Here is a 13,809-nt window from a genome sequence, read left to right on the forward strand (position 1 = left end):
ACGAGCCCCTAATGCATACAGAAGAACCTTCAACACCACTGGATCGTGGAGCTGAAGGTTCTTTTAGTTCGTTATTGTACGGAATAATGCTCAGACAGAATTACCTTAACTTTACCGGATTTCAGCTTATTACGGCTGAACCCCCCATACCCTTACGCCATTCAAGTACAGCGGTACCCGGTTCCAGTCTGTATAAGCCGTTTTGGTTGAATCATAGGAATAATCATCAGCCTCATTGTAATTGCTCCAATCGGATTTGTTGATGCGCAGCTGAATCTCACCGGTGTTCGCGCCGGGTGCCAGGCTGCCTGCGCCGGCACTGAAGGCAATCTCCACGTAATAGTCCGCTCCTGTAGCCGCAGGATCGAGCTTCACGAAGCTGCCGAGCACATTGCTGCCGCCGAGTGTTGCATAATCGACATTGAACTGCTGAGGTTTCTCTCCGTCAATCGTGTAATAGTAACGGAGCTTGACCTTGCTGAGATCTACCGCTGTCGTCCCGTTGTTGACAATCCGCAGCTGCGGGCGGAACTGCGAATCGGTGGCGTTCGTATCCGTTGTACGGTATTGAACCACCAGGTCCGCTGCAGCAGGCGTAGCCGTTGGCGTGACCGTCGGCGTAGCCGTTGGCGTCGGCGTAGATGTTGGTGTGGCCGTTGGTGCAACTGTCGGCGTGACCGTTGGTGTAGCTGTCGGTGTAGCCGTTGGCGTTGCTGCCGGTGTGGCCGTTGGCGTTGCTGTTGGCGTGGCCGTTGGCGTTGTAGTCGGTGTAGCTGTCGGTATTGGACCGCTGCCGTTATTGATTAGCCGGTCGTATTCCGCATAGGCTGTAGCGATGTCCACCTGTGACCAGAAGCGGTGGTAGGTGAACTCAGGTGCGCCATTATCCCATGTTTTGGTTGTTTTGTTGTACGAGCTATTGTACTTGCCTTCCAGGTAACTCCACTTGGGATCATTTGTAATATCGGGAAGCACATCGGTATAGCTCGCATAAACTCCGTTTCCGCCTTTGGCCGGATCAGAAGGTACTGTCGCACTGCCCGGTATAGTGTTTCCTTGGCCGAAGGTCCCCGTCCAGCCCGCAGGGAAATAGACCTCTTTGGTGAAGAACCGGAAATAATCTGCACGCTTCTCCAGTGTGGTAATGCCCACTCCGTCATTGTAGCCCCAGGCCGTATCCAGCAAGGACTTGGCTAATTGTGAAGCGGTTCCGCCGAGCGCAGTATTGCTGCCATGCTCCGCTTTATTCCCTGCGGCAAAGAAGGTGAGCGCTTTAATGTAACTGCCCAGCACGCCGCTATCCTGTCCCGGATCTTTGGTCACTGCCTTCAGGCCGCTGTTGCCGTTAAACGAGCTGAATCCGCTCCAGGTATCGGGTTGTCCGTGCCACTCCACATTGCCCGGAATCCAGAACTCGCCGGGTGCGGATACGGTGGCAACCTGCGGATCATCTCCGCCCAGAATCCGGTTTCCCTGCTGATCCAGATAATAACCGGCGGCATCGGATACCGGACGGCTGCCCACGAAGGCATAATCTGTAGACCAGTCAATCCAGTTCTCAATGGCCCGTTTGGCCATTGAGAAATTAGCCGAGGTGGTATCCCCGCTGGAAGCCAGGATATAATACAGCTCTGCTACCCGTTCCATGCTCCAGGACTGCATCCCGAACCAGTTGTTGGATGGCGGGTCATGATAGACAGGAGCCTCGTCGTAGGCCATGCCGTAGAAGGTGCTTGTGCCGGCTGGATAAGCGCTGTAGGAGCCGCCATAGCTATTGGTCGCTCCGCCCGCAATGGCCCCTTCAGAGGATTGCAGCCAGTTGTAGAATTCCAGCTGGCGGGTCAGCGATTTGCCCCAGTCCGTTCCGGCTGTTGCCGAAGACGGAATCAGCCCTCCGGCTGCGGTCGACAGCGCATAGGCTGCAACTACATTCTGATACCCCTGGTGCGCATGGCTGGCGCCGATTCTCCAGGCCCAGTCTCCTCCGGTTCCCAGGCCGCCGCCCCAGGCCGTATACCAGGCCAGCAAATACTGGCTGGAATCCTTGCCCGTTCCCGCTTCAGGTGTGCCGTCAGCAGCACTGCCGACCTTCTGGAAGTACTTATCGTACATGCCGTAACGCAGGAAGTCGCCCATTTTCTTAGCTTTGTTCAGATAGACCGTATTGGTGTATCCAAGGTCCTTGGCCCAGTACATCGCTTGCACAGCGCGTGCATCCGCGTCTGTAGCATTCGTATAACGCCACTGGGCGGAAGGTGTACTATTTTCCTTGGTGAACAGGCTCATGAAGCCTTCATTCGTCTTGCCGAACGATTTGTCATCCTGTGAAGGATGCGCCACCGCTTCCCAGACGGATTCCTGCACTCCGCGCTGGAAGGTATTCACATAGGCAGCGGTATGCGCAGGATTCAGCAGATTACCGAAGCCATACCAGTTGTCCACATCCACCAGCCAGTGCATCAGATAGGTCTGGTTATTGCCGTAGGTGGACTTCAGCTCCGCATCCAGCGGGTCCTTGCCCGGGGTGTACTTGCCGTTCAGCGCACTTGGATACAGATCCGGCTGGGCATGCTCCGAGGCGTAGGTTGCCGGACTGTTCGGGTTGTAGCTGCTCATTGTCGGCTGCTCCTGCACACCGTCGCCTTCATTAACCGGGATGATGTATTTCTCCATATTATCCCAGGCGGCTTCAAGCTTGCTCCAGTCTCCGGTATTATAGCCATACAGCACTTCAAGCCACATCCAGTAGCTGTAGGCCTCGGAGGTAGTCATATGCCCATAGTTGGGCGCCTCGCTAAGCAGGGTCTCCACCGCGTGATACGGGATACCTTCAGCCGAGAAATAGCCGCTTGCCGGGTTTTTCAGCTGGTCATATAATTGCAGAAATCTTGTCTTCTCCACCGATGCCGCCTTGGCTGTCCCCGGGTTGAAATTGAAGATCCCGCTGGTGAGGGAAAGGGTCAGAATGGCCGTCATAACTATGGAGGCCGGTTTCTTGAATGAACTTAACTTGATCATTTCGGCATACTTCCTCTCTGGAATGATTTAGGGTTCCAAGCCCCATACGAGCGTTCCTGCACGGTAAAGTGTAACTTTCTCCCAATCCGCGAAGGTCTGCTGGGTTCCTCCATAGGAATAGTCGTTGCTCTCATTGTAGGCCGTCCAGTCTGCCTTGTTGAACCGCACCTGGATCTCCCCGCTATCCGCCCCCGGAGCCAGGCTTCCTGCTCCTGCGGCAAAGGAAATCTCAACATAAGAATCAGCCAGGGACACCGGCGTGTCCAGCTTCACAAAGCTTCCGCTCAGGTTCCCGCTGCCGATGGCAGCATAGTCACAGTGGAATTCCTGCGGCTTGTCCCCGTCCACGGTGTAATAATAGCGCAGCTTCAGACCGCTGAGCGCAATGCTCTCGGTTCCTGTATTGACAATCCGGAACTGGCTGCGGACCTGCGAATCGCCAGGACTTGTGTCATTGGTGCGATACTGCACACGCAAGGCTCCTGTCGTCGGCGTGGTGGCCTCGCGCGGCCGGGCCGTGGCCTGTGCAGACGCCGTACTCTCCCCCACACTGTTCGATGCGGTCACCACGTAATAGTAGTCCACTCCGTTCGTCAGCCCGCTGTCGCTGTAGACTGCTCCGTTTGCCGTGCCAATCACCGTGTACGGTCCGCCGCTCACCAGAGAGCGCTTAATCGTATATTGTGAGGCGCCGCTGACCGCATTCCAGCTCAAGGCCACGCTGGCATTGCCGGGTACCGCCTGCAAGCCGGACGGACGGCCCGGAACCTGGGGTTCGCCGGGTGTTCCGCCGCCAGTGGGCAGCTCCCCGTATACTTTGACACCCGCATCAAATACAGGTATATACGGATTCTTTGTCGCCGAGGAAGCACCTGGTGCCACTCCCTTGAACGAGAAGTCGTTGCTGTTATCCCAGAAGGTGGTGTTCAGCGGCCCGGCAATCCGGAACTGGACCTCCTTGCGGTAAGCGGATTGTCCGCCTGGATAAATCGGTGTGCCGGAGAAATCTACTTTGGTGTAATAGATATGATTGGCTTCATCGTAAGGCAGCAGCTGCGAGACGGTTGCACCCTGGTTGTAGCCTCCCGCCTTGACGGTGATATCTGCTGGCCCATACCCTGCAGCCACAGCCTCACTTATGTCCATATAGTAGTTGAAGGACATTTGACTGCTGGAGCGGGCAGGCCATCCCGAGCGGTTATTAAGTATGGCCCGGATTTCCACAAAATTGCTGCCGCTGGCGTTCACAGAAGTCTCAGTGAACATTTCATCCTCACGCGTTTCGGCGGGAGGGAAGCTCGCAAGCGGCTGCTGGCCCTGTCCGTGGAGCAGCATCATTTTGGCCAACGCGCCGGTAAAGGCTGAATTGTAATCAGTCGCAACCTCATTGGAGACATAATCGCTGATCGTATCGGTGTAGCTGTCTGTCTTGGAAGGTCCTCCGACCAGTGCGCCGTACAGCACATGCCGGTGGTTCGCAGGAGTGGTCTGGCTGTCACTCCAGGAGCCGTGCGAGGTGCGGTGATGAGGATGCTCAGGCGAATTTGCGCCGAAGCCGATCACATAGCTGCTATTGCGCGGATTATCACCCAGCATATAGGTAATCTGCCGCTCCGCAAAGGTCTGGGCTGTGCTCTTCTTCACCGGGTCAGTAACCCAGTCCGCATAGACAAAAGCCATAAATGCCTGGTTGGCCGCATACCGCAGCGCCCCCCATTGGTCCAGATGGGCCAGCCCCCCGGGAGTGTAAGCTACCCGGTCAGAGGTACCGTTCACCCCGGTAGTCCAAAACTGCATATTCCGTTCAGTGGATTGAATGAATTTGGGATCACCCGTAATGCGGGACAGCAGGAGCTGCGCACCGTAATGCTTGTCATCCCAGGATTGGGTCCATTGGTAACCCCAGTCTCCGGCTTGGTTGGTGCCCCACAGATCACTTGCGGCAATCGCCTTGTCCAGATAGGTCTGCTCGTCGGTCGCTAAGTATAGCCAGATACCGCCCCAGCTTAATTCATCGGCGTAGCTGCTCCACGAATTGTAATACTGCTTGGCGTCAGTGATTGTATCGGAGTAAGCTCCGCGGTACGTATCGGCAAAATTGTATAATTGCTTGGCATGGAGCAGCAGCTTGTCCGCATATGCGGCATCCGAATCCCTAAAAATAATGGAAGCTGAGGCAAGTGCGGCAGCGGTCTCCGCAGCCAGATCAGAGCCTGGATGCGCGGCATCAATCTTATAGGAAGGACGTGCCATCTGCATGACCTCCGCCGGTCCCCACCAGTTATGATCCGCCGTGCCGTTGCCGACCTGTCCCCATAGCTCATTAGGAGCGGTATGCGCTTTCACAAAATAGTCTGTTGCCCAGCGGATATTGTCCAGAATCTCATCCAGCTGCCCCGATTGCACGTAGCCATCCTTGTATTCATAGACCGACCATGCCAGCATAGTGGAGGTGTACGCCATAGGAAAACCGAATTTAACATGATCCCCTGCGTCATACCAGCCTCCCGTCAGATCGTGGCCGACATCCGCACCGTCCTGCAGCCCCGAATCTCCCCGCCATTCCACACGATTGTTCGCCGGCAGATCACCCGACCGCTGGGTCTCATAGAAATAAATAGATTTCTGCAGTGCCTCTGCATAATTAATCCCGGCGGTTGCGGCTTTGCTGACTTGCGGATGAATAACAGTCCCTGAAGCAACAGTGCAGGTTAGCATTAAGCTCAGTGCTGCGATACAGCCTGTCTTCCGTCTCGTTTGCTTCACCTTAACTCATCTCCCTTCGATTTTTACATTTCAGCCCGATCGGGTGACTCACGCGCAGATACCTCCCCAGCGTCCATTGAAGACATTTCATAAGACATTCTATTCAGTACGTTCCATCCCCACCCCCACTTACAAATTAAGGAAATAATCTTCCTATCTACACATATACCACATATAGTAATTTAATTCTATATATTTACAATTAATTTCACCGAAAACAAACTCATTTTGTCAAATAATTTCCATTTTTATCATATTTACCGTGCCCTCATCCGAAAAATACGCTAATGTATTTCAGATGCACAAGCGGATACGCAAATAAAAGACCACCGCCATGGAGTGCAATGCAGTGGTCTCCCTTTACTTCTCTTCATTTATTGGTCTTCCCATGCATCTGAGTGAGGCACTATTGCCCGCGCCGCAGCTGCTGGTTATGGCGGATCTTCGCCTCGTTGCCCTGCTCGGTCGCCTGATAGAACACCCTCCGGGAGATCGCCTTCGGAAGATAGTCCTGCTTCACATAGTGACCAGGGAAATTATGGGGATACTGGTATCCCTCATGCCCCAGCTGGGCTGCGCCTTTATAATGTGTATCCCGCAAATGCAGCGGCACCTCAGCCGACTTCAGATCCTCCAGGCTATCCATGACGTTCGCGATTGCCATCACCACGCCGTTTGATTTCGGGCTCTCCACCGCAAACAGGATCGCCTGCGCAATATTCAGCTTCGCCTCCGGCCAGCCGTTGTTGCGGTAGGCATCCAGCGCACTGACAGCCTGGACCATCGCCTGCGGGTTAGCCAGGCCAATATCCTCGCTGCTCGCGGCGATCAGACGGCGGATGAAGGTCATCGGGTCCATGCCGAGCTTCTCCACGGCGTAGAGGAACCAGAACAGGGCAGCGTCGCTGGAGCCGCGGATGCTTTTGTGAAAAGCGGACACCACATCATACTGCGTAGACTCGTCCGCTTTGACAATCGGCCGGCGGATGGACTCCTCCGCCACCTCCAGTGTGATATGCACGCTGCCGTTGCTCTCCGGGGCAGTGGTCATCGCCGCCAGCTCCAGCGCGTTCAAGGCGCGCCGGATATCGCCGTTAGCCATCGTGGCAATATGCTGCAGCGCGTCCTCATCCGCCTTCAGATCCATGAACCCCAGGCCCCGCTGCTCATCGGCGAGCGCCCGCTTCATGGCAATCAGGCTGTGCTCGCTGGTCAGAGACTCCAGCTGGAACAGCGTGGAGCGGCTCATAAGCGCCCCGTTCACATAATGGAACGGATTCTCCGTCGTTGCGCCTATGAAGGTAATCGTTCCCTTCTCCACCGCCGGCAGCAGCGCATCCTGCCGGGAGCTGTTGAAACGGTGTACCTCGTCCAGAAACAGAATCGTCTTCGATCCATACAGCGCCTTGTTGCTCTGGGCGCGTTCAATAACCTCGCGGACATCCTTCACCGAGGCTTCCACCGCGTTCAGCCGGACAAATTCACCTTGGGTATGATGCGATATGATATGAGCCAAGGTTGTTTTGCCGCAGCCCGGAGGCCCATACAGCAAGATGGAAGACACCTGGTCAGCCTCTATGGCTCTGCGCAGCAGCTTGCCGCGGCCTACAATATGCTCCTGTCCAATATATTCATCGAGATTCACGGGCCGCATCCGGTCTGCAAGCAGCCTTCCGCTCCCATTCCCGTTATCTTCACCCAGCGAGAATAAATCCATAACTCCACTTCCTTGCTAGTAATCTGGTATTTTGCTATTTCTTCGATAGAAATAACTGGCTGCCTTCTATCATACCATACCCGCAGCTTTCATTAAAAAGAGCATGACCTCGCCATCACCGGCGGGAGCATGCTCTTTGTTCTATTCTTAGAACTTATATGTTGTGGGGTTGTTTCAAATATTCAGGCTAGCTGTTCAGCGCCAGCCGCATTTTTGAAATGATTTTGCGGATGCTTTCTTCGGATAAATGATATCTCTTCTGCAGCTCGTTCACCGAGCAGCCACTGCTGTGACTACAGAAGATCTCTTCATTGCGGTTCGCAATTTCTTGCCGGGAGCCGCTGTTCTCGCCCCATCGTACCCGCTCTTCCGTCTTCTTCGGGATGTATAGCAATTCACCCTGGATGTAGCCCTGTAGCTCTTCGAGCAATCCCGGGGGGAGCACATCCTTTCCATTTACGTAACTCACGTTCTGGTTCCTCCTTCAACAGGTGTGTTCCGTTAAGTCCGATCACTGCGCTGTTCTTGATAATCATGCCACCTGCCTCCTTTCTTCTCCTCAAATTTGGTAAATAACCTAAATTCATTATATTAAACCCTGCGGTTAGCGTCTACATTCATTGTTTATCAGTACCCTATCAGTGGTTTGTCAGTGTACTTCTATATATTTTAGCTAAGCCTGAAATATATAGCCGCTATCTATACATAAGGAGGCCTCGCGGCCTCCCCTTAAACAGGCTTCCGTCTTAGACGGAAACCACCTCGTATTCTGAAAACATTGCCATCAGCCTCCTTCCAGAAGTAATCTTGCCCGGCCGGACACTTATTATTAAGCCACAGGTATCCGCAGGTTACAAGTTCAAGAATAGTTATAATCGTTCTCCACCTTGAGCTCACGTTAATCATAACTTTCAGGAGGAAGGCATAGCGTTAATTTCAGTCAAAAAAATTTTGACGAAAAACTAATTTTTAGTCGATTAATGTCGAAATATATATTAAATTATCTATTTACTTCGAGATATGGAACTTAATTTAACCCCATCCATTCAGAAATTCAGGAGGAACCTTCTATGACAACCCCACGGAATCCCTTAAAGCGTGTATTTCACATCACCAAGCTGAGAACTGAATTGATGCTGCTAATCATCATAGCTATTGTGCTGCCCTCACTTGCCCTGGTTGTCATATCCACGGAAACCTCAGAGTCGGCATTGCGCTCCAAAATGGAAGAAACCACAAACTCAAGCATCCATATTCTCGATAAAACCCTCACGCAATTAATTCAGCTGGAGAGCGCAGGCGTCAACGAGCTCGCCTACCAGATTAGCAGCACTGATCTCACGGGCAACCCTGCAAAAGCACGCAGTCTGCTCGACAAATTCAAGCTGGAGCATCCGGAAGTGGATATCATAGCTCTGGGCAACGACCAGGGTAAATACATGTTCGCTCCGGATTCACAACCGGAGGATTATGATCCCCGTACGCGCGACTGGTACATAGATGCACTAAAGACACCGGAGAGCACATCGGTTATTGACCCTATTTTCTCCAAAGTGACAAACAGCTATATCCTGCCGGTTTCCCGGGCTTTGCCGGACGGTAAGGGGGCCGTTACAATCAGCATCAGCATGAACGAGCTCATGGAGCTGACCAAGAACGTCAGTCTGGGTGACAGCGGCTATGTATATATTCTAGACGGCAATAACAAGGTAATCTATCACCCCACCATGGAGGTGGCCTCTGAAGCAACAAGCCAGATGCTGGCTGAAATGGGCAAAGGCCCAGCAGGCAAAATCTCCTACAAGGACGATACAGCCAATACACAAATGGACGGCTTCTACATTACGAACGAGCTGACCGGATTCAAAATGGCCGGCGTGCTGCCGGAGAATGAATACACCAAGGCTGTATATCCGATTCTGTACAAATCAGGTATCGTCCTTGTCGTCTCTCTGCTGCTTGCTTCGATCGTAACGTTCCTTATCATCCGCCGCATTACCGGCGCTGTGGAACGCTTGAACCGTTCAGCCAAACGGGTAAGCGAAGGTTATCTGGATGAGTCTGTGGAGACAAACCGCAAAGATGAGATCGGTCAGCTGGCCGGCAATTATAATGAAATGGTGTCTTCGCTCCGCAAAATGGTTCAGGAGGTCGCTGAAACGTCTGGCCACCTGGCGGCAGCCAGTGAACAGCTGACAGCCAGCACCGGCGAGAACAGCAAAGCGGTCGAATACGTGACCGAGCTGGTCGAGGAATCCACCCGTGGTGTGGAAACCCAGGCTTATGCTTCCGCCGAGGTGGCCATAACGATGGATGAAATGTCAACCGGCATTCAAAAAATCGCCTCCGCCTCAGAGATGATTGTCAGCGCCGCAGTACAGACGGAACAGGATGTCTCCACCGGCAGTGCCAAGATGCAGCATGTCGGAGAACAGATGAAGACGATCCGCGAATCCGTACACCAGTCCGGTACGCTGATTGCTGAGCTTAACGGATTAAGTGCCAAGGTGGCGGAGACCAGCACGGCCATCTCTGCCATTGCCAAGCAGACCAATCTCTTGTCGCTGAATGCGGGCATTGAAGCTGCACGGGCCGGAGAACACGGCAGAGGCTTCGCTGTAGTCGCCGGTGAAGTGCGCAAGCTGTCCGAAGCTTCCAATGTCAGTGCAGGACAAATCCAGGAGACGATCTCTGAGATGGTGGACCTGATTGCCAGTGCCTATGATGTGATGCGGCATAAAGTGGTTGGGGATGTGGAGCAAGGAATGGAGCTTACACAGGAAGCCAGCGAGGCCTTCCGCCAGATCGAGCAGTCCACCCGGCATGTAGGCGAGCAAATTCATGAAGTATCCGCGATCACCGAGCAAATGTCAGCCAGCAGCGCAGAAGTAGCAGCGTCTGTTCAGGAGATGGCCAAGATCGCCCAGGCGGCGCTCGAATCCTTCCAAAGTGTCACAGCAGCGACGGAAGAGCAGCTTGCTTCCATGGAGGAGATCACTTCATCTTCCGCTGCGCTCTCCGCCATGGCATCGGATATGCAGGGACAGGTGGAACGGTTTCACTTCGAGCCGAAGGGCAAGGCTTAAGGGCATACGGCGTAATGAGGAGCACTTATGCCCCTCATTTGCTCATTCGGCCCGCTTCCAGTGAATTCAGGGGCACTAATGCTCCTCATTTGCTCATTTGGCCTGCTTCCAATGAATTCAGGGGCACTTATGCCCCTCATTTGCTCATTCGGCCCGCTTCCAGTAAATTCAGGGGCACTTATGCCCCTCATTTGCTCATTTGGCCCGCTTCCAGTGAATTCAGGGGCACTAATGCCCCTCATTTGCTCATTCGGCCCGCTTCCAGTGAATTCAGGGGCACTAATGCTCCTCATTTGCTCATTCAGCCCGCTTCCAGTGAATTCAGGGGCACTAATGCCCCTCATTTGCTCATTTGGCCTGCTTCCAATGAATTCAGGGGCACTTATGCCCCTCGTTTGCTCATTCGGCCCGCTTCCAGTGAATTCAGGGGCACTAATGCTCCTCATTTGCTCATTTCGCACCCGTCCAGTGAATTCAGGGGCACTAATGCCCCTCGTTTGCTCATTCGGCACCCGTCCAGTAAATTCAGGGGCACTAATGCTCCTCATTTGCTCATTCGGCACCCGTCCAGTAAATTCAGGGGCATTAATGCTCTTCATTACTCTCCTTCAGCCACACTCGGCAAAATCAGAAGGATTGATCCCTTTGATCTTACCGTGTGCCGACTCCCGGCGGCTTCCGAATAATTGATGGAGTGAAACAAATAAATCCTTATATATGTACAAAAAAACCTCTCCTTTGAAATGGTTGAACACATTTCACCAAAGAGAGGTTTCTTTTTTGCGTTTATTAAGATTGCACACGTTTCCCGCTTAAACAGTGGATCGGACAGGACGACCCTCGGAAAAGCGTTAGCGGTCGCCTTGTGTATGGATTTTCACCGCTAAGGGAATTTAAAAAATCTGGACCAGGGATCGACTGGAATAACGTTCCGTTTGCCGAGTGTTCTCACCAAGCGCAACCCTCTATCCCATTCCAAAACAGGGGCTGCCCTTACCCAAGATAATGTAAACCTTAATTCCCTTCGGGTACCGGCCAGCCGGAGACCGTCTCGTCTCCAAGCAGCTGCACGTAAGCCGGAAGCCCGCCATTATGCAGCAGCCACAGCTCATGCAGGGCACGTGTACAGCCTACATACATCAGCTTGGCGTCCCAGGCCGCCCCTCCATAATGCGCGCTATCCGCGTCCGCCAGGATGACGGCATCGAACTCCAGTCCCTTGGACAAATATACAGGCAGTATGGACAAGCCGCCGCGGTATTCGGTGATGCTGCCGTCAATGAGATGAATATCCTCGAACTGTCCGGCAAGCTCAGCGTACAGCTCAGCGGCTTCCCGCAGGCTACGGGTCAATACAGCCACAGTGCGGTATTCGCGCCCGGAGAGCGATGACAGGGCGCTTCTGACAGCGCTGAGCCGCTGGCTGCCGCCTGCAGCCGGTTCCGGCTGCGCATCCTCATAGGAAATCAGCCGCACAGGATTACCGCTGCGGAAGACCGGCACGGCCAGCAGCTCGCTGCCGACGCCAGCGGACAGAATGCCGTTGGCGAATTCAATAATCTCCATCGTTGAACGGTAGCTGCGGGTAAGCGCGTGATACGCGGTATACTCCTCGGCAAACAGCGTCTGCATTTCTTTCCACTCATGTACCCCTTTATAGGCATGAATCCCCTGGGACAAGTCACCCAGAATCGTGAAGGAATGGCCCTTCACATACAAATCCAGCACGGCAATCTGGAACGGGGAGAAATCCTGCGCTTCGTCAATAACAATATGATCGAAGCGTTCGGTTCCCTCATTGCCGTTCAAAAGATAATGGATATAGAGCAGCGGCGGAAGATCCTCTTCGCGCAAAATGCCTTTCTTCAGCTCTTTCACCGTTTCCTTCAATACAGCCTGCGGAATTTCTTCCGGCGCCTCAGCCGGCCAGTCCTCCGGAGTCTTCGCCGCGCGGAATATCTGCTTGTAGATAGCCAGCGGATCATATTTCGGCCACTTGGCGCTGTACGCCTTCTCGCGGGCCGCGCCTTTTTTCTTGCGGTCCTTCAGCGCAGCGGCCGACGGGCTCTTCTTCAGCTCCATCTCGATCCAGCGGTGAATCCGCGCCATCACACGTTCCTTGCGTTTGGCTGGCGGATACGGAGCGTATTCTTCATTATGCCAGCGCAGAATCATCGAGCGGCGCAGCACAGCCCCGTCCCACGGGCTGAAATCCCCTTCAGGCACGGCGCTGGTCTCCAGCAGCTTAATGCTGGATTCAATGACACTCATCAGCACCGTGGAGCCTTTGAAGCGCCCCGGAGTCTCTTCCGTAATAACAGGCATCGCCCCCGCTGTTTCGAACCAGCGGCTCACCGCTTCCGAAGCATCCTGCTCCGGCAAGGTCACACCCAGAACATCCGCAGCCCAGTCCGGGAAGGTGCTCTGGGCAATATTGCCGACACCGAGCTCCGGCAGCACATCTGAAATATAATCCAGGAACATCCGGTTCGGAGCGAAAATAATCATTTTCTCCGCCGAGACCTGATCCTTGTATTGGTACAATAAAAAAGCCAGCCGGTGCAGCGCGACGGTAGTTTTACCGCTTCCCGCTACCCCTTGAATAATCAGCGCCGTGTTCTTCGCTGCCCGGATAATCTTGTCCTGCTCCTCCTGGATCGTCGAGACGATATCACGCAGCCGGTTGTCCTTGTTCTCACCGAGCCGGTACACCAGGAATTCATCCGACACCGCCGGTGCATCACTGTCGCGGTTATACGTATCCGCAACCCGCTCCAGAAACTGCTTGCGGATGACCACGTTGCGTTTGAGGTAGACGAGCCCTTCAATCAGCCCTTCCGGTGCTTCATAGGAGGCCGCTTCTGTCCCTCCTGTAAACGAATAGAACAGGCTTGCCACCGGTGCCCGCCAGTCAATGACCAGCGGACGGTCGCTTACCTGCTCACGGTCTACGCCGATTTTACCAATATAAAGTGCCTTGCGTTCTTCCTCGTCATTGCCCTGAAAATCAAGCCGTCCGAAATAAGGCTCCTGCCTAAGCTTGGCAAGATCTTTGCGCCTCTGTTCCCTGGAGTCCTCCAGCACTTGTTCCGTATACTCGTGTCCCGTGTACACCGGAGTGCTGCGCAACCGCTCAAGGGTAGAGTCAATCTCTATAAGCGCATGGTTCAGCCTGTCTTCTTCCTCTTGATAGGCACTTTGAAAGTTGTCTTCCAATTTCAG

Annotated in this window: 6 protein-coding genes; 1 reads left to right on the forward strand and 5 read right to left on the reverse strand. The window is 53.8% G+C overall.

Annotated features, from left to right (window positions below; all coding sequences use genetic code 11):
• Positions 1–129 precede the first annotated feature (129 nt).
• The 4 genes from R50912_RS25290 to R50912_RS25305 all read right to left on the reverse strand — a co-directional run bounded on the left by R50912_RS25290 (position 130) and on the right by R50912_RS25305 (position 7,970).
• Complete coding sequence (locus R50912_RS25290) at positions 130–3,018, reverse strand: glycoside hydrolase family 48 protein (protein WP_042238685.1); 2,889 nt, start codon at positions 3,016–3,018, stop codon at positions 130–132.
• A gap of 27 nt (positions 3,019–3,045) precedes the next feature.
• Positions 3,046–5,736 carry a glycoside hydrolase family 9 protein gene (locus R50912_RS25295; protein ID WP_042243253.1) on the reverse strand — a complete coding sequence of 897 codons (2,691 nt, stop codon included), beginning with the start codon at positions 5,734–5,736 and terminating at the stop codon, positions 3,046–3,048.
• A 454-nt stretch (positions 5,737–6,190) separates the two neighbouring features.
• Positions 6,191–7,501: a replication-associated recombination protein A gene (locus R50912_RS25300; protein ID WP_042238687.1), complete on the reverse strand. Its 1,311-nt coding sequence runs from the start codon at positions 7,499–7,501 to the stop codon at positions 6,191–6,193.
• 187 nt (positions 7,502–7,688) lie between these two features.
• Positions 7,689–7,970: a CD3324 family protein gene (locus R50912_RS25305; protein ID WP_039294537.1), complete on the reverse strand. Its 282-nt coding sequence runs from the start codon at positions 7,968–7,970 to the stop codon at positions 7,689–7,691.
• A 601-nt stretch (positions 7,971–8,571) separates the two neighbouring features.
• On the opposite strand from R50912_RS25305, the gene R50912_RS25310 reads away from it, so the two are divergent.
• Positions 8,572–10,587, forward strand: coding sequence for a methyl-accepting chemotaxis protein (locus R50912_RS25310; RefSeq protein WP_042238689.1), 2,016 nt, complete (start codon positions 8,572–8,574; stop codon positions 10,585–10,587).
• 1,014 nt (positions 10,588–11,601) lie between these two features.
• Here R50912_RS25310 and R50912_RS25320 read toward each other — a convergent pair.
• Positions 11,602–13,803 (reverse strand): HelD family protein, encoded by a 2,202-nt coding sequence (locus tag R50912_RS25320; protein WP_042238694.1) that lies wholly within the window; start codon positions 13,801–13,803, stop codon positions 11,602–11,604.
• Positions 13,804–13,809: the final 6 nt, after the last annotated feature.

The organism is Paenibacillus sp. FSL R5-0912, assembly GCF_000758605.1.
Classification (GTDB): Bacteria; Bacillota; Bacilli; order Paenibacillales; family Paenibacillaceae; genus Paenibacillus_AQ.

Coding starts and splice junctions, on each gene's coding strand:
- R50912_RS25290 (WP_042238685.1), bottom strand. CDS start 3,018: ATGATCAAGTTAAGTTCATTCAAGAAACCGGCCTCCATAGTTATGACG.
- R50912_RS25295 (WP_042243253.1), bottom strand. CDS start 5,736: ATGCTAACCTGCACTGTTGCTTCAGGGACTGTTATTCATCCGCAAGTC.
- R50912_RS25300 (WP_042238687.1), bottom strand. CDS start 7,501: ATGGATTTATTCTCGCTGGGTGAAGATAACGGGAATGGGAGCGGAAGG.
- R50912_RS25310 (WP_042238689.1), top strand. CDS start 8,572: ATGACAACCCCACGGAATCCCTTAAAGCGTGTATTTCACATCACCAAG.